Raw genomic sequence first — 24,931 nt, forward strand, 5'->3', positions numbered from 1 at the left:
CCTAGGAAGAGCTACTATCCATTGGTAAGTAGTTACCTGAGAGTGCGTACGTACCCCGGAGGGAAGCCATGGCGACCATGACCGCGGCCCAGCGGCGCGAACAGGCACGCGTCGAGTACGACGCATTCATCAAGAGCTGCCCCACCAACCAGCTCCTCGGCCGCCTCAGCGACAAGTGGGTCAGCCTGGTCGTCGCCGCCCTCTCCACCGGCGGCTCCCTGCGCTACAGCGACCTCACCCGCAAGATCGCCGGCGTCAGCCCGAAGATGCTGACTCAGACGCTGCGCACCCTGGAACGCGACGGCATCCTCACCCGCACCGTCACCCCGTCGGTCCCGGTCCGCGTCGACTACGAACTCACCCCGCTGGGCAGCAGCCTCGCCCTGCTCCTGACCGCGGTGAAGCACTGGGCAGAGACCCACATCGAGGAAGTCCACGAGGCCCGCGAGCACTACGACGCGCTCAACGACGGCATCTAGGCCCTAGGCCGTGTCCGCAAAGTCCCGCCTGCGCCGCGACGCCTGGCACGCACTCTCGCCGCACCGGGCGAAGCCCCAAGTACATCCAGTACGTAGGTCTCCGCCCGGCACGCCGAGAGCACGCACCAGACGCCGCGACGCCCGCCCTCCGGGCGGACGACGGGACTTTACGGACACGACCTAGACGTCACCGGCCCGCAGCCGCGTGACCTGCTCCGCGCTGAACTCCACCGTGCGCCTCATATGCCCGATCACCACGGCGAGTTCGGCGTCGTCCAGCTCCTCGAAGAGCGCGGACCAGCCGCCGCCGAGCCGGTCCCACATCCGCCCGAACTCGGCGATCCGCTCCGGCACGGTCACCACGAGCACCCGCCGCCGGTCGCCCGCGTCCCGCTCCCGTACGACGTAACCCGCCTTCTCCAGCCGGTCCACCAACCGCGTCGCCGACCCGGTCGTCAGCCCCGTCATCTCGGCGATCCGGCCACTCGTCACCGGCCCGCCCTCCAGCGTCAGCAGGTTCAGACACTGCAGATCGGTGGGATGCAGCCCCAGATGGTCGGCGACGGCCTGGTTGAAGAGGGCGTACGAGGCCATGTAGCGACGCGAGACACCGGCCAGCTCGTCGAGCAGCCGCTCACGCACGTCCCCGGCCATGCCTCGCTCCCCTACCGTCTTCATCTGCGCCGTGCAGAGATCGTACGACGCAACACTAGAAGTAGTACTCGTCACCTGTGTCGAGGACGAGCACCCGCTCCCGACCGGCCTTCCGGCTGCCGTCGACCACTCCGGCGCTCCACTCCGTGCCGATCTCCACCAGCACCTCGGACGGCGCACCCCGCAGCCGCAGCCGCACCTCGATCTGCTCACCCACGGCACCGGCGGCCAGCGCCCCCACCCGGCACAGCATCACCCGCGGCCCCGACCGCACACACCCGGCCGGCAGCAGCTGTCCGTTCTCCGGCGCCACCGACCAGCTCAGCCGCACCGTCGCCTCCGGCACCGCGGACGGCCCGTGATTGCGCGGCGTGAGCCGCAGGTCCACCTGGCCACCGGTCATGGAGACGACCCCGTGATACGACAGACCGGCCACAGGAGCCCCGTCGGCACCGCTCGGCGGAGCCGCCGTCACCACCACCCCCAAGGCGGCCGCCCCGACGGCAAGAACCCGCATCCTCCGCATACCGCCACCCTTCACTCCACCCGGTCGTACGGATGTATCCCACGCGGACCACGGGGCAGGCGCCGTCCATCAGGTGACAGCGCATCTGCTGTGACCGCACATCGGCCGGTGACAGCACATCTGCCGGTGACCGCAGGCAGGCCGGTGAAGGCAGCCATGCCAAGCTGCGGACATGCTCATCGCCCGCTCCGCCGCCCTCTTCGTCGTCGCCGCCGTCTTCGAGATCGGCGGCGCCTGGCTGATCTGGCAGGGCCTGCGCGAACACCGCGGCTGGCTGTGGATCACCGGCGGCATCCTCGCCCTCGGCGCCTACGGCTTCGTCGCCACCTTCCAGCCCGACGCCCACTTCGGCCGCATCCTCGCCGCATACGGCGGCATCTTCGTGGCCGGCTCGATCCTGTGGGGCATGATCGCGGACGGCTTCCGCCCGGACCGCTGGGACGTGACGGGCGCACTGATCTGTCTCGCGGGGATGGCCGTGATCATGTGGGCCCCGCGGAACGGCAGCTGACCTCGATACCCTGGCACGTGCACGCAGCACCGTCCCGGGCCGCCTGACACCTTACGGAGCACCCCATGGCCACCGCCGCACCGTCCGCCGCCTCCCGCATCGCCGTCGTCACCGGTGCGAGCAGCGGAATCGGCGCCGCCACGGCCCGGCAACTCGCCGCCGCCGGCTACCGCGTCGTCCTCACCGCCCGCCGCAAGGACCGCATCGAGGCACTGGCGGAGGAAATCACCGCGACCGGCCACCAGGCGACGGCGTACCAGCTCGACGTCACCGACCGCACCGCGGTGGACGAGTTCGCCACGGCCTTCAAGACGATCGGCGTCCTCGTCAACAATGCGGGCGGCGCACTCGGCGCCGACCCGGTCGCAACCGGCGACCCGGCCGACTGGCGCACCATGTACGAGACGAACGTCCTCGGCACCCTGAACATCACCCAGGCCCTGCTCCCCAAGCTGATCGCAAGCGGCGACGGAACAGTCGTCGTCATCTCCTCCACCGCCGGACACGGCACCTACGAGGGCGGCGCGGGCTACGTCGCCGCCAAGCACGGCGCCCACGTCCTCGCCGAAACGCTCCGCCTGGAGATCGTCGGCCGGCCGGTCCGCGTCATCGAGATCGCCCCCGGCATGGTCAAGACCGACGAGTTCGCCCTCACCCGCTTCGGCGGCGACGAGGAAAAGGCCACAAAGGTCTACGAAGGCGTGGCCGAACCCCTCACCGCCGACGACGTGGCGGACACGATCACCTGGGCGGTCACCCGCCCCCACCACGTCAACGTCGACCTCCTGGTCCTCCGCCCGCGCGCCCAGGCGTCGAACACGAAGGTCCACAGGGAGCTGTGATGACGGACGACGCCGCACGGGAGGCCGAGCAGCAGCGCCTGAAACTGGAGAAGAAACGCGAACGCTACGTCTGGTACTACCTGGCGTACTTCCTCTTCGGCATCCACATCGTCGCCTTCGTAATGATCTACGCCGTCCTGCACGCGAAGTAGACGTAGAGTCACCGCACGTGGACAGACACATACCTTTCGACGTGCTGCACAACTTCCGTGACCTGGGCGGCTACCCGACCCCCGACGGTCACTGCATCCGCCCCGGCCGCCTGTACCGCGCGGACTCGCTGGGCAAGCTGCGCACCGGTACGGCGGACTGGTCCCACTTCCTGTCCCTGGGTATCGGCACGGTGATCGACCTCCGCCACCCGTGGGAGATCGATGCCCGCGGCCGTATCCCGTCCGACCCGTCCTTCACCTACTACAACCTCAGCATCGAGCACCGCCCGTACAACCAGGCGGCGTTGGCCCCCGACATCGACCCCGGCCCGTACCTGGCGGAGCGCTACATGGAGGTGGCGGAGGACGGCGTCAAGGAGATCCGCAAGGCGCTGGAGCTGGTGACGGAGGCAGCGGAGTCATCCGCCCCCCTCGTCTTCCACTGTGCGTCGGGCAAGGACCGCACAGGCCAACTGGCAGCCCTGATCCTGGGTTTGCTGGAGATCCCGGACGAGACGATCATCGAGGACTACAGCCTCACGGAACTGGCAGCACCGGCCCTCCTGGCAGCCTGGAAGGCTCGAGAGGGCCGCGCCCCGACCTGGCTGGGCTTCGGCCGGGCCCCGGAGTCGGCGATGCGCCTGTTCCTGTCCGCTCTCAAGGCGCGCTACGGCGGAATCGAGACCTACGTCAACGAGGCCCTGTCCCTGGACGCAAAGTCCCTCCGCTCCACCCTCCGCACCCACCTCCTCGAACCCCGCCCCACCACGCACCCACCCCTGACGTACCGCAAGGCAACCCCGTCGGACGCAAGCACATTGGTCCGCCTCCGCGACACGGCCGCCCTCTGGCAACTGGCCCGAGGAATCGACCAATGGAAGCCGGGCGAGAAGGACGAGACCCACTTCCGCGCACGCATGGAGCAGGGCGAAGTCTGGCTGACCCACGCGGGCCCCCACCTGGCCGGCGCCTGGGAACTCTGGTGGGACGACCCGGCGGCCTGGGGCACCCGCCCCGCGGACGCGGGCTACATCCACCGCCTGATGACAACACCGCACACGGCCCCGCCGGGAACGGGCCGCGAGATGCTGGCGCAGGCGGAATCCCGCATCACCGCCACAGGCCGCCCGTACGCCCGCCTGGACTGCCTGTCCTCCAACCCGCGCCTCCGCGCGTACTACGAGTCGTCGGGCTACACGGTCGTAGGCGAACAGACGGCAAAGGACGGCGGGTTGGGCAGCCCGTACGCGGTGACACTGCTGGAGAAACGCCTCCCGTAACAGTGAGGCCCCCGGTTGCCGCCGGGGGCCTCATACGTCAACCCTTCACGCAAACGACCTGCTTCAGCTTCGCCACGACCTCCACCAGGTCCCGCTGCTGATCGATGACCTGCTCGATCGGCTTGTACGCGCCCGGGATCTCGTCCACGACGCCGGAGTCCTTACGGCACTCCACACCTCGCGTCTGCTCCTCCAGGTCCTTCGTCGAGAAGCGCCGCTTCGCCGCGTTGCGGCTCATGCGCCGACCGGCGCCGTGGGACGCCGAGTTGAAGGCCTTCTCGTTGCCGAGACCCTTCACGATGTACGAACCCGTACCCATGGAGCCGGGGATGATCCCGTACTCGCCGGAGCCGGCCCGGATCGCGCCCTTGCGCGTCACGAGCAGATCCATGCCCTCGTAGCGTTCCTCGCTCACATAGTTGTGGTGGCAGGAAATCTCCGGCTCGAAGGTCGGCTTCGCCTTCCGGAACTCCTTGCGGATCACGTCCTTGAGGAGCGCCATCATGATCGTGCGGTTGTGCTTCGCGTATTCCTGCGCCCAGAACAGGTCGTTGCGGTACGCCGCCATCTGCGGAGTGTCCGCGACGAACACGGCGAGATCTCGGTCGATAAGGCCCTGGTTGTGCGGAAGCTTCTGAGCCACACCGATATGGAACTCCGCGAGTTCCTTACCGATATTCCTCGATCCGGAGTGAAGCATGAGCCACACCGAACCGGATATATCTACGCAAACCTCGCAGAAGTGGTTGCCGGCTCCGAGTGTCCCCATCTGCTTGACGGCCCGCTCCTTCCGGAACTTCACCGCATCCGCAACCCCGTCGAACCGCCCCCAGAACTCATCCCACCCAGCCGTGGCGAGTCCATGGAACCGCCCCGGATCCACAGGCGAGTCATGCATCCCCCGCCCCACCGGAATAGCCTGCTCAATCTTCGACCGCAGCCGAGAAAGATCCCCCGGCAGATCATTCGCCGTAAGAGACGTCTTCACCGCCGACATCCCGCACCCGATATCGACCCCGACCGCCGCAGGGCACACAGCCCCCTGCATGGCAATGACGGACCCGACCGTCGCGCCCTTCCCGTAGTGCACGTCCGGCATGACCGCGAGGCCCTTGATCCACGGCAGTGTCGCGACATTGCGGAGCTGCTGCAGGGCCACGTCCTCGACCGTCGTCGGGTCGGTCCACATGCGGATCGGGACCTTCGCGCCCGGCATCTCTACGTACGACATACGTTCCTCATTCCCCCGAAAACCTGACAGAAGTCTTAAATCGCAAAACCGGCGCCAAGGTCGACGAAAAAGGACATCGGACCGGCGTCCACGGCAGTGCGTGCGATACACATTGTCTCCAGGGGACGCCCCCGTGCGGCAAGCGATTAACCAGCGGGGACACTGAAGCAACGGCCACAGAGCCACCGTCGAGAGGAGCCCGACCGTGCAGCGGAAGGCGTACGTATCCGGCGTCGCCGCGCTCCTCGCGGGGCTGCTGGCAGGCTGCACCGGTGGTTCGAGCGGCGGCAGCTCGACGGACGACGCGAACCCGGGTGATGCCGGTACGGCGAGCGTCGTGGCGCAGCCGGGCAAGTACCGGACGCTTCCGGGGCCGTGCAGTGCGGTGAGCCAGGACACGCTCGACTCGTTGCTGCCGGGCATCAAGCAGATCGCCGACGCGGACCAGCGGGAGAAGGCGTACGAGGGCGAGGCCACGCTTGCGTATGACAATGACCGGAAGGCCGGTTGCCGCTGGAAGGTCGATTCGACGAAGGCGACCGATCATCTCCTTGTCGATTTCGAGCGGGTTGTCTCCTACGACAACTCGGTGAGCGACGACACCCAGGCGCAGGAGCTGTTCGCGGCGAAGGAGACGGCGGCCGACCTGCCCGAGCCGACGAGTTCCGACAGCGGATCCCCCTCGGCTTCCGGTTCCGGTTCCGGTTCTGGTTCCAGTGACGCCGGGAGCGCCGATCCCAGTTCATCGGCCTCGGCTTCAGCCTCGTCCTCGGTCTCACCTTCCGGTTCCGGTTCCGCCTCCGCCTCTCCGTCCGCCACCCCGTCCAGTCTCCAGCCCCGTACCCTCGACGACCTCGGCGACGACGCCTTTCTGGACGACGCTCTGAGCGGCTCCGCTTCGACGGCCCGGCAGCGCACGGTGACTGTGGTGTTCCGCACGTCCAACGTCATTGTGACCATCGAGTACGAGGAGCAGCCGGCCACCGTCGGCACGGTCCCGGACAGCAAGGAAATGCAGGACAGGGCCCGGAATCTGGCTGCGCAGCTGGCGGACACGCTGGGCGGTTAGGGGCTGTTCGCCCGTCCCGTTCGCCAGCGCGTGAAGCAGAAGAACCGGAAGCGCACAGTTTCCTCACCGCGTACCGTGGCCCCTCGGACCCGATCCGCCGACCGCAGGAACCACAGCGTCATGAGTGAAGGAACCATGCAGCGACCAGCAGAGCGAGACCAGCGCAGCCAGCGAGAGAAGCGAGCGAAGCGGCCAGGCCGGCTGCTTGTGTGCGCGGTCGCAGTGCCCGTGATGGTGTTCGCCGCCGGCTGCTCCTCGGACTCCGGCTCCGGTGACGGGGGGAGCAAGGGCGCGAGTGCCGGTGAGACGGCGGCGGCGACCGCGAGCACGGCGCCGACGGTGCAGGCAGCGGCGTACAAGAAGTTGCCGGATTCGTGTGGGGTGTTGTCGAAGAAGACGCTGGCCTCGCTGGTTCCGAAGGGTGCCAAGTCCGGCAAGCAGGGCAAGTCGGGCGACGCGGCGACGCGGGCGAGCTGCTCCTGGAGCAGTCTGGACAACAACGGTGTGAAGGGCTCGCAGTTCCGCTGGCTCAATGTGTCGTTGCTGCGCTTCGAGTCGGACGCCACGCGTGGCGAGGGCGACAAGTTGGCGCATGCGTACTACGAGAAGCAGGTCAAGGACGCCCAGGCGGTTCAGGGTGCGAAGAACCTGAAGTCGCAGCCGGTTGCGGGGACGGGCGCCGAGGCGACGCTGGTGCGTTACGACCTGAAGAAGAAGGAGGGTTCCTTCAAGCAGCAGACGGTTGTGACGCGCGTCGAGAACGTGGTGATCACGCTCGACTACAACGGTGCGGGTCTGGCCGGTGAGAAGACCCCGAGCGCGGATGACTTGGTGAAGGTCGCGGAGGCGGCGGCCAAGGAGGCGGTGGCCTCGGTGTCGGCGGCGAACGGCGCCGGCGGCGCGGGCACGGGCAGTGGTTCGGGCACGGCGAAGCCCTCGCCGTCCAAGTCGGCGTCGAAGTCGGCGTCCGCGTCTCCTTCGAAGTCCTCCGAGCCCTCGAAGTCGGCTTCGGCCTCTCCGTCCTCCTCAGCGTCGAAGAAGAGCTGACTGTCACATCTGGACCCCGTCTGGACGCCAACTCGCAGCTCAGCACCGCTTTTTGATGGAGCCCGGCCCCCTGTGGGGACCGGGTTCCACCCGTTCCGTTACCAAGTCCGGCGCACACATGTGCCACTCTGTTGCGCGCAACAGCACGCAATGGGAGGGGAGTACGGGTGGCCGCGCCACTGCAGCTGACTCGGATGCACCGGATTCTCATCGGCGTGGTCGTGACCGGCGCGGTGATCATCGCCGGCATCGGCTTCGCCGGTTCGTATGCGGCGGTCCGTGAGTTGGCCATCAAGAAGGGTTTCGGGAACTTCTCGTATGTCTTCCCGATAGGCATCGACGCGGGTATCTGTGTCCTGCTGGCCCTGGATCTTCTCCTCACCTGGATCCGTATTCCGTTCCCGCTGCTGCGGCAGACGGCGTGGCTGCTGACGGCGGCGACGATCGCCTTCAACGGTGCGGCGGCCTGGCCGGACCCGCTGGGTGTCGGTATGCACGCGGTGATCCCGATCCTGTTCGTGGTCGCCGTGGAGGCGGCCCGGCATGCGATCGGCCGTATCGCCGACATCACGGCGGACAAGCACATGGAGGGTGTCCGTCTGACGCGGTGGATGCTCTCTCCGATACCGACGTTTCTGCTGTGGCGCCGGATGAAGCTGTGGGAGCTGCGTTCCTACGAGCAGGTCATCAAGCTGGAGCAGGAGCGGCTGGTCTACCAGGCGCGGCTGCGTTCGCGCTTCGGGCGGGCGTGGCGGCGCAAGGCTCCGGTGGAGTCCCTGATGCCGCTCAGGCTGGCTCGGTACGGAGTTCCGCTGGCGCAGACGGCTCCGGAGGGGTTGGCGGCGGCCGGCATCGAGCCGGCGCTGCTGCCGCCGGCGCGGGTGCAGGCCCCCGCGCCGCGTGCGGTGGAGGTGGCGCCGGTCCCGCATCAGGCGGGGGCGCCTGCCGAGGAGCGGTACGAGCAGCCGGAGCCGGACCAGAGCCCGTGGTTCAACGTCCCGCAGCAGGTCGAGTATCACGGCGATTACGACCCCGCGTACGACCCGGAGCGGTACGCCCAGTGGTACGCGGAGCAGCAGCAGGCCGAGCAGTTCCAGCAGGAGCAGTACCCGCAGGAGCAGTTCCCGGAGCAGCCCTCCGGGGAGGAGACCGGCAGCTTCCCCATTCCGGTCAGCCCGGGCCGCACCCGTGAACTCGGCGAGGGCGGCGGGCCTCCGGAGCCGACCGAGGACGACTACTACCAGGTCTTCCGGGAGTCGATAAAGACTGGGAACGGAGCGCCGACCCCGCGCGGGTTCATCGCCGACGTCGAGGCGACTTACGGCGTCTCGCTCGACGAGTCCGAGTCCAAGCGGATGGTGAACCGCTTCTCCAACCGCCTCAACGCGGAGCTGGCGGAAGAGCACATCGCCTGAGAGGACCCGCATGAGAAAGCGCCCGGTGCCATGCGGCACCGGGCGCTTTCCTCACTGCTTCACTCCCCGAGCAGGGCCCGCACCCGCTCCTGCCCGACCGCCAGCAGCAGCGTGGGCAGTCGCGGGCCGGTGTCGCGGCCGACCAGCAGGTGGTAGAGCAGCGCGAAGAAGGTCCGCTGGGCGGTCTTGATCTCCGCGGGCAGTTCCTTGGGGGTGGCGTCGGCGGGGAACCCGGCCTGCACCTTGGGCACGCCGTAGACGAGGTGTGTCAGCCCGTCGAGCGACCAGTTGTCGGCGAGGCCGTCGAGCAGCAGTCGCAGCGACTGCTGGGAGGCCTCGTCGAGGGACTTGAGGAGCTCGGCGTCGGGTTCGTCGCGCACGATGGTCCGCTGGTCGGCGGGGACGTGCGTGTTGATCCAGGCTTCGGCCTTGTTGTAGCGGGGGCGTGCCTCGTCGAGGGAGCCGATCGGGTCGGCGGGGTCGAGTTCGCTGAGGATCCGCAGTGCCTGGTCCTCGTGCCCGGCGGTGATGTCGGCGACCGAGGCGAGCGTCCGGTACGGCAGCGGGCGCGGGGTCGTCGGCAGTTCGCCGCCGGCCGTGCGCACCGCACGCGAGTGGGCCGCGACGTCCGCCGGGAGGGCGGAGGAGTCGGTGACCTTGCCGTCGAGCTTGTCCCACTCGTCGTAGAGGCGCTGGATCTCCTGGTCGAAGGCGATCTTGAAGGACTGGTTGGGCCGGCGCCGGGCGTAGAGCCAGCGCAGGAGCTGCGGCTCCATGATCTTCAGGGCGTCGCCGGGGGTGGGGACCCCGCCCCGCGAGGACGACATCTTGGCCATGCCGCTGATGCCCACGAAGGCGTACATCGGGCCGATCGGCTGCTTGCCGCCGAAGATCCCGACGATCTGGCCGCCGACCTGGAAGGAGGAGCCGGGGGACGAGTGGTCCACACCGCTCGGCTCGAAGATGACGCCCTCGTAGGCCCAGCGCATGGGCCAGTCGACCTTCCAGACCAGCTTGCCGCGGTTGAACTCGTTGAGCCGGACGGTCTCGGAGAAGCCGCAGGCGGTGCAGGCGTAGGTCAGCTCGGTCGTCTCGTCGTCGTACGAGGTGACCGTGGTGAGGTCCTTCTCGCAGTTGCCGCAGTAGGGCTTGTACGGGAAGTAGCCGGCGGAGCCGCTGCTGCCGTCGTCCTCGCTCGCCGCGCCGGAGCCCTCCTCGGCCTCCAGCTCGGCCTCGTCGACGGGCTTCTGCTGCTGCTTCTGCTTGGCCGGGGCCTTCTTGGTGCGGTACTGGTCGAGGATCGCGTCGATGTCGGCGCGGTGTGCGACGGCGTGCAGGATCTGCTCGCGGTAGACGCCGGAGGTGTACTGCGCGGTCTGGCTGATCCCGTCGAACTCCACGCCCAGCTCGGCGAGCGACTCGACCATGGCGGCCTTGAAGTGCTCGGCCCAGTTGGGGTGCGTGGACCCCTTCGGGGCGGGCACGGACGTCAGCGGCTTGCCGATGTGCTCGGCCCAGGTCTCGTCGATCCCGGCGATGCCGGCCGGCACCTTGCGGTAGCGGTCGTAGTCGTCCCAGGAGATGAGGTGGCGGACCTGGTACCCGCGGCGGCGGATCTCGTCGGCGACGAGATGCGGGGTCATGACCTCGCGGAGGTTGCCCAGGTGGATCGGGCCGGAGGGCGACAGGCCGGACGCGACGACGACCGGTTTGCCGGGGGCCCGACGCTCCGACTCCTCGATGACGTCATCCGCGAAACGGGAGACCCAGTCGGCGGTCTCGGTGCTCTGAGCCACGATCGGCACGTCCTTCTTTCTCCGGGGCAGCCAGTACGGTCAATCGGCTGACGCCCCATTCTCCCAGACCACCTCGCGCCCGGGAAAACGGCTTTACCCCCCATGGGATACTGGCTGGGTATATCCATCCCCACGAGGAGAACGGCACCCTTTCCTATGGCCTCGGTCAAGTCCCTCAGCGACTCCGTCCAGCAGCACCTCGCGTCCGCGCTCTCGGCCACCCTGCCGGAGGCCGCCGGAGCGGACCCGCTGCTGCGACGTAGCGACCGGGCCGACTTCCAGGCCAACGGGATCCTGGCGCTGGCGAAGAAGGCGAAGGCCAACCCGCGGGAGCTGGCGACGCAGGTCGTCTCGCAGATCGTCACGGGTGAAGGGCTGATCCAGGACGTCGAGGTCTCCGGGCCCGGCTTCCTGAACATCACGATCTCGGACCGGGCGATCACCGAGACCCTCGCGGCGCGCGCCGCGGACGGCGACCGGCTCGGTGTGCCGCTGAAGGAGAACGCGGGCATCACGGTCGTCGACTACGCCCAGCCGAACGTGGCGAAGGAGATGCACGTCGGCCATCTGCGCTCGGCGGTCATCGGCGACGCGCTGCGCGGCATGCTCGACTTCACCGGCGAGCAGACGATCGGCCGGCACCACATCGGCGACTGGGGCACCCAGTTCGGCATGCTCATCCAGTACCTGTTCGAGCACCCCGGCGAGCTGGCCCCGGCCGATGACGTCGACGGCGAGCAGGCCATGTCGAACCTGAACCGGGTCTACAAGGCGTCGCGTGCGGTCTTCGACGCGGACGAGGAGTTCAAGGAGCGCGCCCGCAAGCGGGTGGTCGCCCTGCAGTCCGGCGACAAGGAGACCCTCGAACTGTGGCAGCAGTTCGTGGACGAGTCGAAGGTCTACTTCTACTCGGTCTTCGAGAAGCTGGACATGGAGATCCGCGACGAGGAGATCGTCGGCGAGTCCGCGTACAACGAGGGCATGCCCGAGACCGCCCGCCTCCTGGAGGAGATGGGCGTCGCGGTCCGCTCCGAGGGCGCGCTGGTCGTCTTCTTCGACGAGATCCGCGGCAAGGACGACCAGCCGGTCCCGCTGATCGTGCAGAAGGCCGACGGCGGCTTCGGCTACGCCGCCTCCGACCTCACCGCGATCCGCAACCGTGTCCTCGACCTGCACGCGACGACACTGCTGTACGTGGTGGACGTACGCCAGTCGCTGCACTTCAAGATGGTCTTCGAGACGGCCCGGCGGGCAGGCTGGCTGAAGGACGGCGTCACCGCGCACAACATGGGCTACGGCACGGTGCTGGGCGCGGACGGCAAGCCGTTCAAGACGCGTGAGGGCGAGACCGTACGGCTGGAGGATCTGCTGGACGAGGCGGTGCAGCGGGCAGCCGAGGTGGTCCGGGAGAAGGCGCAGGACCTCACCGAGGACGAGATCCAGGAGCGGGCCGCGCAGGTCGGCATCGGCGCCGTGAAGTACGCGGACCTGTCGACCTCGCCGAACCGTGACTACAAGTTCGACCTGGACCAGATGGTGTCGCTGAACGGCGACACCAGCGTGTACCTGCAGTACGCGTACGCCCGTATCCAGTCGATCCTGCGCAAGGCCGGCGAGACGAAGCCGGTCGCCCACCCGGAGCTCGAACTCGCCCCGGCGGAGCGCGCGTTGGGCCTGCACCTGGACGCGTTCGGCGACACGGTCTTCGAGTCGGCCGCGGAGTACGCACCGCACAAGCTGGCCGCGTACCTGTACCAACTGGCGTCGCTGTACACGTCGTTCTACGACAAGTGCCCGGTGCTGAAGGCCGAGACGCCCGCGCAGGTGGAGAACCGTCTGTTCCTGTGCGACGTGACGGCCCGCACCCTGCACCAGGGCATGGCGCTGCTGGGCATCAGGACGCCCGAGCGGCTCTGAGAGCCACACCGCGGCCGACGCCGAGGATGGGCGCGGATGCGGGTACGCCCCGCCCGGATTGAACGGGCGGGGCGTACCGATCGGTGGGCGGTGTGGTCAGCACCAGCCTCCGCCGAGGTTGGCGAACGCCTTCCAGGCGGCCCTGGTCTTGGTTCCTGCGTCGCCGTCGATGCCGCCGGTGTCGTAGCCGATGTGGACGAGGAAGCGCTGGAGGCCGCGGATGGTGTTGGGGCCGACGTCGCCGTCCACGGTTCCGGCGTTGAAGCCACGGTCGTTGAGGAAGGCCTGCCAGGCCTTCCAGCTCTTGGTGCCGAGCTGGCCGTCGATCGTGCCGGGGTCGAACTTCCCGACGGGTGAGGCGTCGCGGACGTAGCACTGGACGCTCTTGCCCTCGGTGGTGTTCAGGCCGAGGTTGTTCGTCGCCTTGATGGTGACGGTCCGGGCGCTCGTGGCCGACGCCGGCGCGGCGAAGCTGGTGCCCGCGGTGGCCAGTCCGCCGGCGGCGAGTCCGACCACGGCGGCGGCGCTGACCAGGGTCCTGGCCAAGGCGTTCGATCGCATTCGTGTCCCTCTCGGGTCGTGGGTTGTGGTGCCGGGACGAGAGTGCGGGGCGGGCGACGGGGGCCGCCACGGTTGCCCCTGAAGTGACGTCCGGGCGGGACGTCCCACCCGCTGACCTGCGGGAACATGGCCCGAGGCGACGGCGTGGAGGGACGGCTGTCTCGGCGGGTGGTGGCCGATTCCGCATGGGTGCTGCGCACATGTTCCGGTGCGGTCCTGTGGATGCTGGTGCAGAATGCGGCACGGGGTACAGGGGCCACTGACCACGGCCGCTGTTCATGTACGCATGGGGGGACCATGTCGCGTTGGAAAGCGCTGCCTGCAGAACTGGATCCGCGTGTACGGCAGTTACTGGTGCGCTTACGCCGGCTGAAGGACCACAGCGGGCTGAGCGTGCGTCAGCTGGCGGCGAGGACGGGGTACAGCCCGAAGTCCTGGGAGCGGTATCTGGGCGGCCGTTCGCTGCCGCCGCGGGAGGCCGTGGAGGCGTTGGCGCGGATCGGTGGCGACGACCCGACCCGGCTGCTCGCACTGCACGAAGTCGCCACGGAGGCGTGGGGGAATCCGCGGGAGTCCGGAACTGCCGTAGCGGATACGGCCGTTGCCGAAGGGGATGCCCCCGTGTCCGTAGGGGCCGTAACGGAGCCGGAGATCCTGTCGGCGGGCCCGGGCAGGGTCGGAAGCGCGCGGTCGTTGCGCATCGCGCTGTTGGCGGGGGCGGTGGCCCTGGCGCTGGCCGTCTCGTCGGCGGTGCTGGTGACCGTGCGGCTCATGGACCACGGCGGCGGCGCGGCGACGGAGGAGACGACGACCACGGTCACCGTGACGGCTGGGGTGTCGGCGCCGACGTACACCTGCCACCTCAAGCAGGCCGACGGCCGCTGGTACGCGGGCAACAGCCGCACACGGGACGCCACTGTGGGGTACGGCGACGCCGGGCCGGAGGTGGCCGAGGTGCAGTGTCTGCTGCGCCGGGCGGGGATCTCGCCGGGCGGTATCGACGGAATGTTCGGCCCGTTGACGCAGGGCGCGGTCAAGCGCATCCAGCAGCGGGCGGGGCTCGAAGTGGACGGCCTCGTCGGGCCGCGCACCTGGAAGGCCCTGCGGGGATGACACCGGAGCAGGCGCGACTGGCCGCCGCGCTACGGGAGTTGAGAGCCCGCACCGGTCTGAGCCTGGCGGCCCTCGCGGCGAAGACGGCGTTCAGCAAGTCGTCCTGGGAGCGCTACCTCAACGGCAAGACGCTGCCTCCGCGCCCGGCGGTACAGGAGCTGTGCCGGCTGGCCGGCGAGGCCGACGGCCGGTGTCTGGCGCTGTGGGAGATCGCGGAGTCGGAGTGGAGCGGACGGGCGACGGAGGCGGATACGCCGGTGCCGTCCCCGGCTGTGGCTCAGGCAGCGCCTCCGGATCCGCCGGCGGCCGAGCTTGCGGCTCCGACGGAAGCGGTACGTGGCGGTGGCGGTCTCCGGGGTGTGGCGGCCGTGGCGGTGCTGGCGTCGGTGTGCGCCGTGGCCGTGGGGGGCGTGGCGGTCGCGCTGCTCCTGCTGCCGCGCCAGCACGGCGAACCCCGGCCGGCCGCCGCGGCCACGTCCGCACCTCCGTCCGCCGCGGGACCGTACTGCCGGGCTTTGTCCTGCGAGGGCAAGAGCCCGATGGACATGCACTGCGCCGCCTCACCGGACACCCTCGCCACGCATCACACGGCCGGCGGAGCCTGGCTGGAGCTGCGCTACAGCAGGGAGTGCGGGACGAGTTGGGCGCGGATGTGGGGCACGCGCATCGGCGACCGGCTCGAACTGAAGGCGGCCGGCCGGGTCCGCGGCGCCGTGGTCGAGAACGAGGTCGACGCGGACAACTTCGTCTACACACCCATGACGGTGACCCGTTCCGGAACCGTCGTCCGCACCTGCTTCCGGCCGGCGGCGGAGGACAAGGGGAAAGGCGGGAAGGAACCCGAGGAGGAGTGCTTCAGCTCCGTTTCGCGGTGACGGCCATCGTTGGGCAGAAACCCGCCGCGTAACAGCAGCCCCTCCGTCACATCCCGCTCGGCGTCCTCACGCCCGAAGTGCAACCGGGCGAGAAGCGGCTCGTCGGCCATGCGATCCCCCTAGCTGTCGCAACTGTTCAACACCGTAGCTGCAACACGAACTCACACCAGACGACCTTGCCCGGATCCCGCTCCTCGACGCCCCACTTGTCACTGAGCGCGGCGACGAGCAGCAGCCCACGCCCGCCCTCGTCGGCGTCGTCAGCGATACGGGGGGTGCCGTCCCCGCTGTCGTGCACCTCGACACGGAGTACGTCGCCGTCGCAGCGGACGCGGAGCAGGAAACCCCGGCCGGGCGGAACGCCGTGCACAAGGGCGTTGGTGGCGAGCTCACTTACGCACAGTGAGACGTCGTCGATACGGGGCCAGTCGGCGAGGCCCCAGAAGGGCAGCGCCCAGGCGGCGAGTTGCCTGGCGGCGGGCACCGAGCGGCGGTGGCGGGGGAAGAACTGGTCGAGCTGGTGGGGGAGTTGGATTTCGGCGTTCATGGGGCAAAGGTCGCGCAGAGTTACTACCGTTGATCAGTGTGTGATCCCGGACGAGGATTTTGTACGGCTGATGTACGGGTTGCGCTCGGCGTGATGGCCGTGGGCGACAGCAGGGCGATCTTGACTGCGTGCATGGCGTCGACCCTAGGGGACGCCCGCCGCGGGCCAAGTCGGCAGCCTTGTCTTGGAATTGGCTCCGGAATTGACTAGAGCCAACCCCGGCGGACCGCCTCCGCCCCCGCCTGGAATCGGCTCTGCGCACCGAGCCGCTTGAACAGGTCGGACATGTTGCGACGGACCGTACGCAACGAGACGCCCATCTTGCGGCTGATGCCCTCGTCCGTGAGGCCCGCTTCAAGGAGTCTGAGCAGGGTCAGGTCCCGTTCGGCGGGGAGACCGTCCGGCGGTGTGACCGTCACCGAGGCGCCGCCCAGGGGAGATGCCCTTTCCCAGACCATGAGGAAGAGCTCCTCGAGGGCTCGCACCAGGCTGGGGTGGCGGATCAGCAGGACTCCGTGTGCCTGGTCGTCGGGGTCGACCGGCATGACGGCCGCCGAACGGTCGCACAGGGTGAGGTGCATGGGGAGCGTCGGCATGGTGCGGGCTTCGCCGCCCAGGGAGGCGAGCCACGCCGCACGGTCCACGGCCGTGGCGTTGTTGCGCACGCTGTCGAGGTGGACCGTGCGCGTGCGGACCCCGCGCCTCAGGAGAGAGAGGGCGACGGACTGCCGCTCGTCCAGCCACTCGTCACTCGCCGCGGCGGCTGCGGGGGCGAGGGCGCAGACCTCGGTCCTGGCGTTGTTCACCAGTTCCGTGACGCGGGCGCGTACGGCCTCGTCGCCGGTCAGGCGCTCGACACCGCCGTCGCCGATCAGTGCGGCCCGGGCTGCGTACTCGGAGGTGAGGGCGGCCAGGGCCGCACGGTCGCGGGAGAGTCGCGCGCGCTGCTCGTCCAGTTCCGCCTCCAGGCGCTGGAGCCGGGGGGACAGCCCCACCTCGGGGCTCACCGGGACGAACCTGTGGTCCGTGGCCTCGTGCAGCAGGGACAGCTCGGTCAGGCGGTCCAGCGCCGCGCGCACCTGGTCGGAGGTCAGGCTCGTGTGCCGGGTGATGTCCTCGAAGGTCCAGGACGGGTGGAGCAGCATCGCGCGGTACACGTCATGGGTGGCTCTGTCGAAGCCGACGGCTTCCAGCATGGCTGGTCCCCCTGCTGATGGCTGACTGGTCAGGTCAAGAGAATCGACCGTACCGGACATCCGGAATAAACGGAGTGAGTGATTCCACATGGCATGCCCAGGCCATGGCCACAAAGTGCCAGCTCGCAGGCGTCCGCGGCGACTTGCCCTCGCCTAATGTCGGCGCTCCCGGAGAGCCGCGGCCTCACCATCCGCCCGCTGCCGGACGACCTTGAAACAGGGGAACCAACAGAAAACCGGGGACTGCACCACATGCTCAGGAAGTCACGCGGCACTGCCCGCCGCACGACCGCGCGCACCGCGACGGTCGCCGCCGCCGTCGCCATGCTGGCCACCGCCACGCCCTACGTCGCCTTTGCCGACGGCCCGGCGACAGCGAGCGACGGCAGCGTCGTCAACACCACCCCTCCTGCCCAGCCGGAGGAGGCCGTCACGGACGTACCCGCGGACCAGGTCGGGGTCGTGCCGAAGGACGACACGAAACCGCCGAGCGCCGGCAACGCGCCCGCCGTGGAGCAGTGCGACCAGGCCAACGTCTACCTGCCGAAGACCAAGGGGAAGCAGTACCACCAGGGCGTCGGGCCGACGAACTCCAACTACAACAACACCTCCCGCACCGCGAAGTCCACGTTCACCTCCGAAGTGACCGGCAGCGTCGGCGTCAGCGTCTCCGCCGGTCTCACCATCAGCATCAACGCGCTGATCGGCAAGATCGAGCAGAAGTACGACGTCCATCTCTCGGCCTCGCTCACGGCGAAGCTCGGCAACACCATCAGCGTGGACACCCCGCCGAAGACCACGACCAACGCGAAGTACGGCGTCTACCGGCTGAAGAACACCGGCATCAGCTACCGCATCTACAGCAACTGTGAGTCGTCTCCGCAGAAGACGGTCACCAGCTACACGCCCCTGAAGGTGGGTTGGTACCTGTGGGAGAACTGACCGCCCACCGTCGGGCGCGGATCGGCGCCCTGACGGCCGCATGCCTGGTGACGGCGCTGGCCGTCGCCGGGTGCACGGCCGGCGGAGACGCCGGCGGGTGCACGGCCGGCGGAGACGCCGGCGGCAAGAAGACGGCATCCCCGTCCACCGGATCCCCGAATTCCGCGACGACGCCCCCTCAGCGCGCCGAGCACATCGACGGCGAGACGGTGACGAAGGCTCCGCAGATCGTCGACGGCAAGGCGATCGTCTCCGTCGCCTCCGTACGCGGCAACCGCGAGCTGCCGCTCGACGGCGGGGTGCGGTCGGGCCCCGTCTCGATCGCCGTGAACTGCGAGGGCAAGGGCACCTTGACGGTCGAGCTGACGCCCGTCGGACTGAGCTTTCCGCTGGAGTGCGTGGCCGGCGAGGTGAGCAGCACGTACAACCAGATCGCCCTCAAGAAGGCCCGCAAGGACGCCACGGTGAGGGTCACCGCGAGCTCGGGGGTGCGCTGGTCGCTGTCCGTGGGGCAGTGAAAGGAAGGGAAGAAGGAAGGGGAGAAAGAGGCGGGGCCCCGCACTCACCCCAGCCCCAACCGGCCCCGGGGGCATTGTCAGTGGCTGCCCCTACAGTCGGTGACATGGCGACTCTTCCCAACCCCCTGCCGAATCTCGCGTCCCTCGGCCTCGACCTCCCGCCCGGCCGACTGATCGACGAGACCGACGAAGGGCCCTGGCACGAACCGCTGTTGTGGCTCGCGGACGAGCAGGCCGCGCCCGGCGCCTGGTCCGCGCTGCAACGCGCGGCACGGGCGGTCGGCCTGCTACCGCTCGTCGTGGACGTGGGCGGCGGCCTCGGCGGCCCCGAGAAGTGGGAGTTGGCGCCCGGGGCCATGTCGTACCCCGGGGACCACGACGCCGAGGAAGTACTGGCCGAGTTCTGGGAGTCGTACGCGGCGGAGGACGAAGAGTGGCCCGGCCTGGCCGAGGCCCCGCACGACACCGCCGACCCCGACGCCACCGCCGCCGACGCGGTGGACCCCCTCCTCGCCGCAGGCCGCCCGCTCAGGGCCCCGCACCTCGCCCTGGTCCCGGCCCGCCGTAGCGCCGACATCCTCACGGCGATCGGTTGGTTCGGCCCGGCGAACCACGAGAACGACACCGCCCGTCTGTCGGCAGTACTCCGCTCCTGGGAGGACCGCTTCGGCATACGTGTGATCGCCCTCGGCTATGCCGAGCTGCTGCTGTCCGTCGCCGCCCCGCCCACCACCCTCGCCGAGGCGAAGGCCGTCGCCGCCGAGCACTTCGCGTTCTGCCCTGACAACATCCTGCAGGGCGCGGACACCACCCTGGCCGCATACGCCGAACACCAACTCCTCAACCAGCCGGCCTGGCACTTCTGGTGGGACTGACGGCCCGCCGCAGGCCACCGCACGCAAACGCCGCGGCCGGTCCGGTGGTGGGCTCACCGGTCTCGACCGCGGCGTAGGGGCTCTCTTCAGACGCCGAGAAGGTGGTGAAGGGCGACACCCAGACCGAAGAGCAGAGCAGCAAGGACCATCTGAGACCTCCATGTACGAAATGTGAAGTTTCTGGCGTTCTCGATAACGTCACACCCAGGCCTGCGTTACGGGCACGATCCAAAGGAAAGGCCGTCGCCCCGCAACCCCTCCCCCAGCCTCCTGAGCCCCTCCCCGATCTCCTCCGGCGTCTGCGTCACAAAGCACAGCCGCAGGGTCGAGCGGTCGGGGTCACCGGCGTAGAAGGGCGCCCCGGGGACGTACGCCACGTCGTGCCGCACCACCTGCGGCAGCAGCGCGGTGGTGTCGTACGACTCCGGGAGGCGGGCCCAGAGGAACATGCCACCCTCGGGCCGGGTCCAGGCCGAGCCCTCGGGCAGCGCCTCGGGCAGCCCGGCGAGCATGGCGTCCCGGCGCTCGCGGTACACGCCCGCGACCCGCGCCACATGCGCGTCCAGGTCACGGTCCGCCAAGTACCGTGCCGCCGCCAGCTGGTTGACGGTCGGGGTGTGCAGGTCGGCGGCCTGCTTGGCGACGACACAGGCACGCAGCAGTTCCCGGGGCGCCCGCAGCCAGCCCAGCCGCAGACCCGGCGCCATGACCTTGGAGAAGGAGCCGAGCAGCACGGTCCGGTCCGCCGCCTCCTCGTGGGAAGCGATCCAGGGCACCCGCTCGCCCTCGAAGCGGAGTTCGCCGTACGGATCGTCCTCGACTATCCACAGCCCCCGGCGCGCGGCCACCGCCGCCACGGCCGCCCGGCGGTCGGCCGGCATGGTGCGGCCGGTCGGGTTCTGGAACGTCGGCACGGTGTACAGCAGCTTGGGCCGCTCCCGCACCACCAACTCCTCCAGGGCCACGGGATCGACGCCGTCGCCGTCCCCGGGCACGGCCACCACCCGCGCGCCCGCGAAGGCGAAGACCTGAAGTGCCGCCAGATAACAGGGACTTTCGACGAGGACGACGTCCCCGGGCTCCAGCAAAGCCGTCGCCAGCAGGGACAGCGCCTGCTGCGAGCCTGTGGTGACGAGAAGGTCGTCGGGGTCCGTGGCCAGGCCGCGAGCCGAGGTGCGCGCGGCGAGCGCGGCCCGCAGCGCCGGCTCGCCCTCCGTCGTGGAGTACTGCAGGGCCTGCGCGGACTCCTGAGCGAGCACCGCCCGGAAGGCGTGAGCAACCCCCTCCGCGTCGAACAGCTCCGGCGCCGGCAGCCCGCCCGCGAAGTTGATCACCTCGGGGCGGGCGGTGACGGCAAGGATGTCCCGTACCGGCGAACCGCCGATCGACCGGGCCCGCACGGCCAGCGACGGGACGGGGGCAAAGGCGGGTGCGACGGTCATGGCACGGCTCCTTCGGCTGCGGTGACGGCGACTCGTGACCGCAGCCTAAGGATGTACGTGCTGCCTACAAGCAGGTTTCCACGATACGGACATACCGCTCCTCAGCTCCTCAGCCTTCAACTCTCCCCTGGGGCAGTGACTTCCGGCGGAACTTGCCGTCGCCCGCACCGTGATCTCACAGGTCCCAGGCCCACGACGGCCCTCGGCGCGTCCCGGATCGAGCCCCTGGGACATGACATCCCTGCAGGTCAGAGGCCATCCCACCGCCCCAGCGTCCCGAATCGCCCGCAGACTGTGGCGCGTGGAGGCGATCAACACTCAGGCTGGGATCCCCCAGCCCACCGCCCACGGAAGGCACGTACCCTCATGCCCGCCCGAGCCTGTCGCACCCGCCTCCTCGCCGCCACCGCCCTGGTACTCGCCGCGTTCGCACTGACGGGCTGCAGAAACGGGGAGGGCCTCCGGGACGAGGGCCCGGCAAGGACCCACGCCCTGCACGCCCCTGCCGGACACGCTGTCGCCGTGCACGCCGTTGTCGCACACACTGCTGCCGGACGGAACGCGAAGAGGCCGCCCGGTCAAGAACCGGGCGGCCTCCAGGCACAGAGGATCAGGCGTTGACCAGAGCCGCTTCCTTCGGGTTCGGGCCGTACTTGTTCTCGCCCGGCTGGCTGTCGGAGCACTGGAAGACCAGCAGGGTGATGGGACCGGCGATCGGGACGATCCCGAAGAAGATCCACCAGCCTGCGCGGCCCGTGTCGTGCAGGCGGCGGACGGTCACGGCCAGGGCGGGCAGCAGGATCGCGACGTAGAAGATGCCGGCGAGGGCCAGGACGGCCGTGACCTTCGCTCCGATGCCGATGCCGAGCAGCACGGCGTAGATGATCCCGACGAACAGCGTGAACATCCAGTACTCCTTGCGGCGAGCGCGCCCGCTGAACACCGCGTACTTCTTCAACGCCTCGATGAACCAGCTCACTTGTATGTCCCCCCATGGGATCGACGTTCAGACCATCCGGAACGGATCAGGCCAGGCGCAGAAGGTATGGACCCCGCCGAGAACTCGTCAAACCATCACGTCCGTGCAGCTCAACGCGGCGTGGGGCGGCTCGCGACGCGAACCGCCCCACCAAGGTTGACTCAATTCCGGACAGATCCATCGACGACAGCGGGGAGTTGGGGAGACGGACAACGCCCGTTCCTCCCACCGAGTTGCTTCCGTTGCCGAACCGAATGCGTTCCGATGCCGACAAGTCGCCGGTTCGAGGCCGGAACTATCCCCATCCGTTGCCGAAGTCAGCGCAACTTTTGCGCCACTTCGGTCGCCCAGTACGTCAGGATGTTCTGCGCACCCGCCCGCTTGATCCCCGTCAGCGCCTCCATGATCGCCCGGTCGCGGTCGATCCAGCCCTTCTCGGCGGCGGCCTCGATCATCGAGTACTCGCCGGAGATCTGGTAGGCGGCGACCGGCACGTCCACCGCGTCCGCGACCCGCGCCAGGATGTCCAGATACGGTCCCGCCGGCTTCACCATCACCATGTCGGCGCCCTCTTCGAGGTCCAGCGCCAGCTCCCGCAGCGACTCACGCGCATTGGCGGGATCCTGCTGGTACGTCTTCCGGTCGCCCTTCAACGACGAGCCGACGGCCTCCCGGAACGGCCCGTAGAAGGCGGACGCGTACTTCACCGTATAGGCGAGGATCGCTACGTCCTCCCGCCCGATCTGGTCGAGCGCGTCGCGGACGACCCCGATCTGCCCGTCCATCATCCCGCTGGGCCCCACCACATGGGCCCCCGCATCGGCCTGGACCTGCGCCATCTCGGCGTACCGCTCCAGCGTGGCGTCGTTGTCGACGCGCCCGTCCGCGTCCAGCACCCCGCAGTGCCCGTGATCGGTCGTCTCGTCGAGACAGAGATCGGACATGACCAGAAGATCGTCCCCGACCTCGGCCCGCACATCACGGATCGCGACCTGCAGAATCCCGTCCGGGTCCGTCCCCGGCGTCCCGGCGGCGTCCTTCTTCTCCTCCTCCGGCACGCCGAACAGCATGATCCCGGAGATACCGGCCGCCACCGCCTCGGCGGCCGCCTTCTTCAGGCTGTCGCGCGTGTGCTGGACAACGCCGGGCATGGCGGTGATCGGCACCGGCTCACTGACGCCCTCGCGCACGAACGCCGGGAGAATGAAGTCCGCCGGGTGCAGCCTGGTCTCGGCGACCATGCGCCGCATGACGGGGGTGGTCCGCAGCCGCCGCGGCCGCGTGCCGGGGAAGGATCCGTACTTCGTCATGCCACCTACGCTACGCCCGGCTCACAGGCACCTTTGCCGACGGTATGTCGGGCTGTACGCCGGGCCCGCGCAGCCTGCCGCCACCCACGATGCGCCCCGCACCCGCCGGGTCCATCCTGAAATGAGCAGAGAGCCCAGAAATGGGCGAAGAGCAAGGACCGGGCCCCCGTCCCCTCGCCGCGCACGCCTGCCGGGCTGCCTGCCTGCCTGCGCGAAGGAGGAGGACGACATGACCGCCACCCACCACCCCCCGCATCACACCCCGGACCTGTTCGCCCTGTCGGATGTCCACGGCCCCGTCCTCCGCCCCGGCGACGACGCCTACGTGGCCGAGGTCACGGGCTTCAATCTGTCCGCCTTCCACAACCCGGACGTAGTGGTCGCAGCGACCGGCGCCGACGACATCGTCACGGCGATGCGCTGGGCCGCGGCCACCGACACCCCCGTGGCCGTCCAGGCCACCGGCCACGGCGCCAACTTCCCGATCGACGGCGGCCTGCTCATCAGCACCACCCGCATGACCGACGTGACGATCGACCCGGCCGAACGCACCGCGACGGTCGCCGCCGGCGCGAGGTGGCGCCATGTCCTGGAGGCGGCCGCCCCCTACGGCCTCGCCGCCCTCAACGGCTCGTCCTCGGACGCGGGCGTCGTCGGCTACACGCTGGGCGGCGGTCTCCCCATCCTCGGCCGGGCCTACGGCTACGCGGCCGACCGAGTCCACTCGTTCCAGGTCGTCACCCCCGACGCGACCCTGCGCACGGCGACCGCCGACACCGAACCCGACCTCTTCTGGGCGCTGCGCGGCGGCAAGGGCAACGTAGGAGTGGTCACCGAGCTGACCTTCGACCTGCTCCCGCTCACCACCATCCTGGGCGGCGGCATCTACTTCCCCGGCGAACACGCGGAGACGGTCCTGCGCACCTGGGCCGACTGGACGACCACCCTCCCCATCCAGATGTGCAGCGCCTACACGATCCTGCGCCTCCCGCCGATCCCGCAGATCCCCGAGCCCCTGCGCGGCGGCTTCTGGGCCCGCGTCGCACTGGCCTGGACCGGCGACGCGAAGGAGGGCGAGAGCCTCCTGGCCCCCATCCGCGCGGCAGCTCCGATCACCATCGACACGGTGGAGGAAATGCCGTACGCGGCCATGGACCGCATCTACCTGGACCCGGAGGACCCGCTCCCCGCCCGCGAGGCCTGCACCCTGCTCAGGTCCTTCCCCCCGGACGCCCAGACGGCCTTCCTGGCCCAGGCGGGCCCGGCCGTCCCCGACCTCCCGCTCCTCCTGGTAGAACTCCGCCACATGGGCGGCGAACTCTCCCGCCCCGCCCCCGTCGAGGACGCCATCTGCGCCCGCGACGCCAGCTACCTCCTGGAAACGGTCGGGGTCCTGCCTGATCCCGACACCGCAGCAGCCGTGGAATCAGCCACGACCACCCTCCACACCGCCATGGCTCCGTACGGCACGGGCCACACGATGGTCAACCTCCACGGCACCCCGGGCGACGAGCACGACCGGGCGCGGGCATGGACGGAGGAGGTCTACGCCCGCCTGAGCGAAACGAAGTCGCACTACGACCCGAGCAACTTGCTGCGCTTCGGGCACACCGTGACGGCACCCTTCAGCCCGTCCGGGGCGCACTGACGAGCC

The 24,931-nt window shown here is 69.4% G+C and carries 25 protein-coding genes; 15 read left to right on the forward strand and 10 right to left on the reverse strand.

Features of this window, described 5'->3' with window-relative positions; all coding sequences use genetic code 11:
- Window positions 1-68 precede the first annotated feature (68 nt).
- The gene (locus tag P2Q00_RS47705; RefSeq protein WP_275781197.1) at window positions 69-479 is read left to right on the forward strand and encodes a winged helix-turn-helix transcriptional regulator; all 411 of its coding nucleotides are present in this window, start codon (window positions 69-71) and stop codon (window positions 477-479) included.
- 180 nt (window positions 480-659) lie between these two features.
- On the opposite strand, the gene P2Q00_RS47710 is transcribed toward P2Q00_RS47705, so the two are convergent.
- Entirely contained in the window at window positions 660-1,133 is a 474-nt protein-coding gene (locus tag P2Q00_RS47710) for a MarR family winged helix-turn-helix transcriptional regulator (protein WP_275781198.1), read from the reverse strand.
- 55 nt (window positions 1,134-1,188) lie between these two features.
- Window positions 1,189-1,659: a hypothetical protein gene (locus P2Q00_RS47715; protein ID WP_338059422.1), complete on the reverse strand. Its 471-nt coding sequence runs from the start codon at window positions 1,657-1,659 to the stop codon at window positions 1,189-1,191.
- 172 nt (window positions 1,660-1,831) lie between these two features.
- Between P2Q00_RS47715 and P2Q00_RS47720 the strand changes: the two genes are divergently transcribed.
- The 4 genes from P2Q00_RS47720 to P2Q00_RS47735 all read left to right on the forward strand — a co-directional run bounded on the left by P2Q00_RS47720 (window position 1,832) and on the right by P2Q00_RS47735 (window position 4,444).
- The gene (locus tag P2Q00_RS47720; RefSeq protein ID WP_275781199.1) at window positions 1,832-2,170 is read left to right on the forward strand and encodes a YnfA family protein; all 339 of its coding nucleotides are present in this window, start codon (window positions 1,832-1,834) and stop codon (window positions 2,168-2,170) included.
- A 65-nt stretch (window positions 2,171-2,235) separates the two neighbouring features.
- On the forward strand, window positions 2,236-3,012 hold the full coding sequence (locus P2Q00_RS47725; RefSeq protein ID WP_275781200.1) for an SDR family NAD(P)-dependent oxidoreductase: 777 nt from the start codon (window positions 2,236-2,238) through the stop codon (window positions 3,010-3,012).
- Entirely contained in the window at window positions 3,012-3,164 is a 153-nt protein-coding gene (locus P2Q00_RS47730) for a hypothetical protein (protein ID WP_275781201.1), read from the forward strand. Before P2Q00_RS47725 ends, P2Q00_RS47730 begins: the two co-directional genes overlap by 1 nt.
- A 17-nt stretch (window positions 3,165-3,181) precedes the next feature.
- Window positions 3,182-4,444 (forward strand): tyrosine-protein phosphatase, encoded by a 1,263-nt coding sequence (locus tag P2Q00_RS47735; RefSeq protein WP_275781202.1) that lies wholly within the window; start codon window positions 3,182-3,184, stop codon window positions 4,442-4,444.
- A 37-nt stretch (window positions 4,445-4,481) separates the two neighbouring features.
- Here P2Q00_RS47735 and P2Q00_RS47740 read toward each other — a convergent pair whose 3' ends face one another.
- Complete coding sequence (locus P2Q00_RS47740) at window positions 4,482-5,675, reverse strand: RtcB family protein (RefSeq protein ID WP_275781246.1); 1,194 nt, start codon at window positions 5,673-5,675, stop codon at window positions 4,482-4,484.
- Window positions 5,676-5,880: 205 nt separating this feature from the next.
- Between P2Q00_RS47740 and P2Q00_RS47745 the strand changes: the two genes are divergently transcribed.
- The 3 genes from P2Q00_RS47745 to P2Q00_RS47755 all read left to right on the forward strand — a co-directional run bounded on the left by P2Q00_RS47745 (window position 5,881) and on the right by P2Q00_RS47755 (window position 9,206).
- On the forward strand, window positions 5,881-6,744 hold the full coding sequence (locus tag P2Q00_RS47745) for a DUF3558 domain-containing protein (protein ID WP_275781203.1): 864 nt from the start codon (window positions 5,881-5,883) through the stop codon (window positions 6,742-6,744).
- A 135-nt stretch (window positions 6,745-6,879) separates the two neighbouring features.
- A complete protein-coding gene (locus P2Q00_RS47750) occupies window positions 6,880-7,791 on the forward strand; it encodes a DUF3558 family protein (protein WP_275781204.1) in 912 nt (303 codons plus the stop codon).
- Between the two features lie 167 nt (window positions 7,792-7,958).
- Window positions 7,959-9,206, forward strand: coding sequence for a DUF2637 domain-containing protein (locus tag P2Q00_RS47755; protein ID WP_275781205.1), 1,248 nt, complete (start codon window positions 7,959-7,961; stop codon window positions 9,204-9,206).
- A gap of 59 nt (window positions 9,207-9,265) precedes the next feature.
- On the opposite strand, the gene lysS is transcribed toward P2Q00_RS47755, so the two are convergent.
- Window positions 9,266-11,011, reverse strand: coding sequence for a lysine--tRNA ligase (gene lysS / locus P2Q00_RS47760; protein WP_275781206.1), 1,746 nt, complete (start codon window positions 11,009-11,011; stop codon window positions 9,266-9,268).
- 147 nt (window positions 11,012-11,158) lie between these two features.
- Here lysS and argS point away from each other — a divergent pair, with 147 nt between their 5' ends.
- The gene (gene argS, locus P2Q00_RS47765; RefSeq protein WP_275781207.1) at window positions 11,159-12,919 is read left to right on the forward strand and encodes an arginine--tRNA ligase; all 1,761 of its coding nucleotides are present in this window, start codon (window positions 11,159-11,161) and stop codon (window positions 12,917-12,919) included.
- 96 nt (window positions 12,920-13,015) lie between these two features.
- Here argS and P2Q00_RS47770 read toward each other — a convergent pair whose 3' ends face one another.
- Window positions 13,016-13,480 carry a peptidoglycan-binding domain-containing protein gene (locus P2Q00_RS47770; protein ID WP_275781209.1) on the reverse strand — a complete coding sequence of 155 codons (465 nt, stop codon included), beginning with the start codon at window positions 13,478-13,480 and terminating at the stop codon, window positions 13,016-13,018.
- A gap of 297 nt (window positions 13,481-13,777) precedes the next feature.
- On the opposite strand from P2Q00_RS47770, the gene P2Q00_RS47775 reads away from it, so the two are divergent.
- Window positions 13,778-14,593: a peptidoglycan-binding protein gene (locus P2Q00_RS47775; RefSeq protein WP_275781210.1), complete on the forward strand. Its 816-nt coding sequence runs from the start codon at window positions 13,778-13,780 to the stop codon at window positions 14,591-14,593.
- Window positions 14,590-15,468 (forward strand): helix-turn-helix domain-containing protein, encoded by an 879-nt coding sequence (locus P2Q00_RS47780; protein WP_275781212.1) that lies wholly within the window; start codon window positions 14,590-14,592, stop codon window positions 15,466-15,468. Before P2Q00_RS47775 ends, P2Q00_RS47780 begins: the two co-directional genes overlap by 4 nt.
- A gap of 136 nt (window positions 15,469-15,604) precedes the next feature.
- Here the strand turns inward: P2Q00_RS47780 and P2Q00_RS47785 are convergent, their stop codons facing one another.
- Window positions 15,605-16,015: an ATP-binding protein gene (locus P2Q00_RS47785; RefSeq protein ID WP_275781213.1), complete on the reverse strand. Its 411-nt coding sequence runs from the start codon at window positions 16,013-16,015 to the stop codon at window positions 15,605-15,607.
- Between the two features lie 206 nt (window positions 16,016-16,221).
- Window positions 16,222-17,211, reverse strand: a complete 990-nt coding sequence (locus P2Q00_RS47790; protein WP_275781214.1) for a helix-turn-helix domain-containing protein — start codon at window positions 17,209-17,211, stop codon at window positions 16,222-16,224.
- Window positions 17,212-17,463: 252 nt separating this feature from the next.
- Here P2Q00_RS47790 and P2Q00_RS47795 point away from each other — a divergent pair, with 252 nt between their 5' ends.
- The 3 genes from P2Q00_RS47795 to P2Q00_RS47805 all read left to right on the forward strand — a co-directional run bounded on the left by P2Q00_RS47795 (window position 17,464) and on the right by P2Q00_RS47805 (window position 19,546).
- Window positions 17,464-18,153 (forward strand): hypothetical protein, encoded by a 690-nt coding sequence (locus P2Q00_RS47795; protein ID WP_275781215.1) that lies wholly within the window; start codon window positions 17,464-17,466, stop codon window positions 18,151-18,153.
- Entirely contained in the window at window positions 18,141-18,671 is a 531-nt protein-coding gene (locus P2Q00_RS47800) for a hypothetical protein (protein WP_275781216.1), read from the forward strand. Before P2Q00_RS47795 ends, P2Q00_RS47800 begins: the two co-directional genes overlap by 13 nt.
- Window positions 18,672-18,775: 104 nt before the next feature.
- The gene (locus P2Q00_RS47805) at window positions 18,776-19,546 is read left to right on the forward strand and encodes a DUF4253 domain-containing protein (protein ID WP_275781217.1); all 771 of its coding nucleotides are present in this window, start codon (window positions 18,776-18,778) and stop codon (window positions 19,544-19,546) included.
- A gap of 215 nt (window positions 19,547-19,761) precedes the next feature.
- Here the strand turns inward: P2Q00_RS47805 and P2Q00_RS47810 are convergent, their stop codons facing one another.
- From P2Q00_RS47810 to hemB, 3 genes are all read right to left on the reverse strand, one after another.
- On the reverse strand, window positions 19,762-20,988 hold the full coding sequence (locus tag P2Q00_RS47810) for an aminotransferase-like domain-containing protein (protein ID WP_275781219.1): 1,227 nt from the start codon (window positions 20,986-20,988) through the stop codon (window positions 19,762-19,764).
- A 610-nt stretch (window positions 20,989-21,598) separates the two neighbouring features.
- On the reverse strand, window positions 21,599-21,967 hold the full coding sequence (locus tag P2Q00_RS47815) for a DUF805 domain-containing protein (RefSeq protein WP_275781220.1): 369 nt from the start codon (window positions 21,965-21,967) through the stop codon (window positions 21,599-21,601).
- A gap of 317 nt (window positions 21,968-22,284) precedes the next feature.
- On the reverse strand, window positions 22,285-23,277 hold the full coding sequence (gene hemB, locus P2Q00_RS47820) for a porphobilinogen synthase (RefSeq protein WP_275781221.1): 993 nt from the start codon (window positions 23,275-23,277) through the stop codon (window positions 22,285-22,287).
- 229 nt (window positions 23,278-23,506) lie between these two features.
- On the opposite strand from hemB, the gene P2Q00_RS47825 reads away from it, so the two are divergent.
- Entirely contained in the window at window positions 23,507-24,925 is a 1,419-nt protein-coding gene (locus P2Q00_RS47825; protein WP_275781222.1) for an FAD-binding oxidoreductase, read from the forward strand.
- The last annotated feature ends 6 nt before the right edge of the window (window positions 24,926-24,931 follow it).

It is taken from the genome of Streptomyces coacervatus, from assembly GCF_029223485.1.
GTDB lineage: Bacteria > Actinomycetota > Actinomycetes > Streptomycetales > Streptomycetaceae > Streptomyces > Streptomyces coacervatus.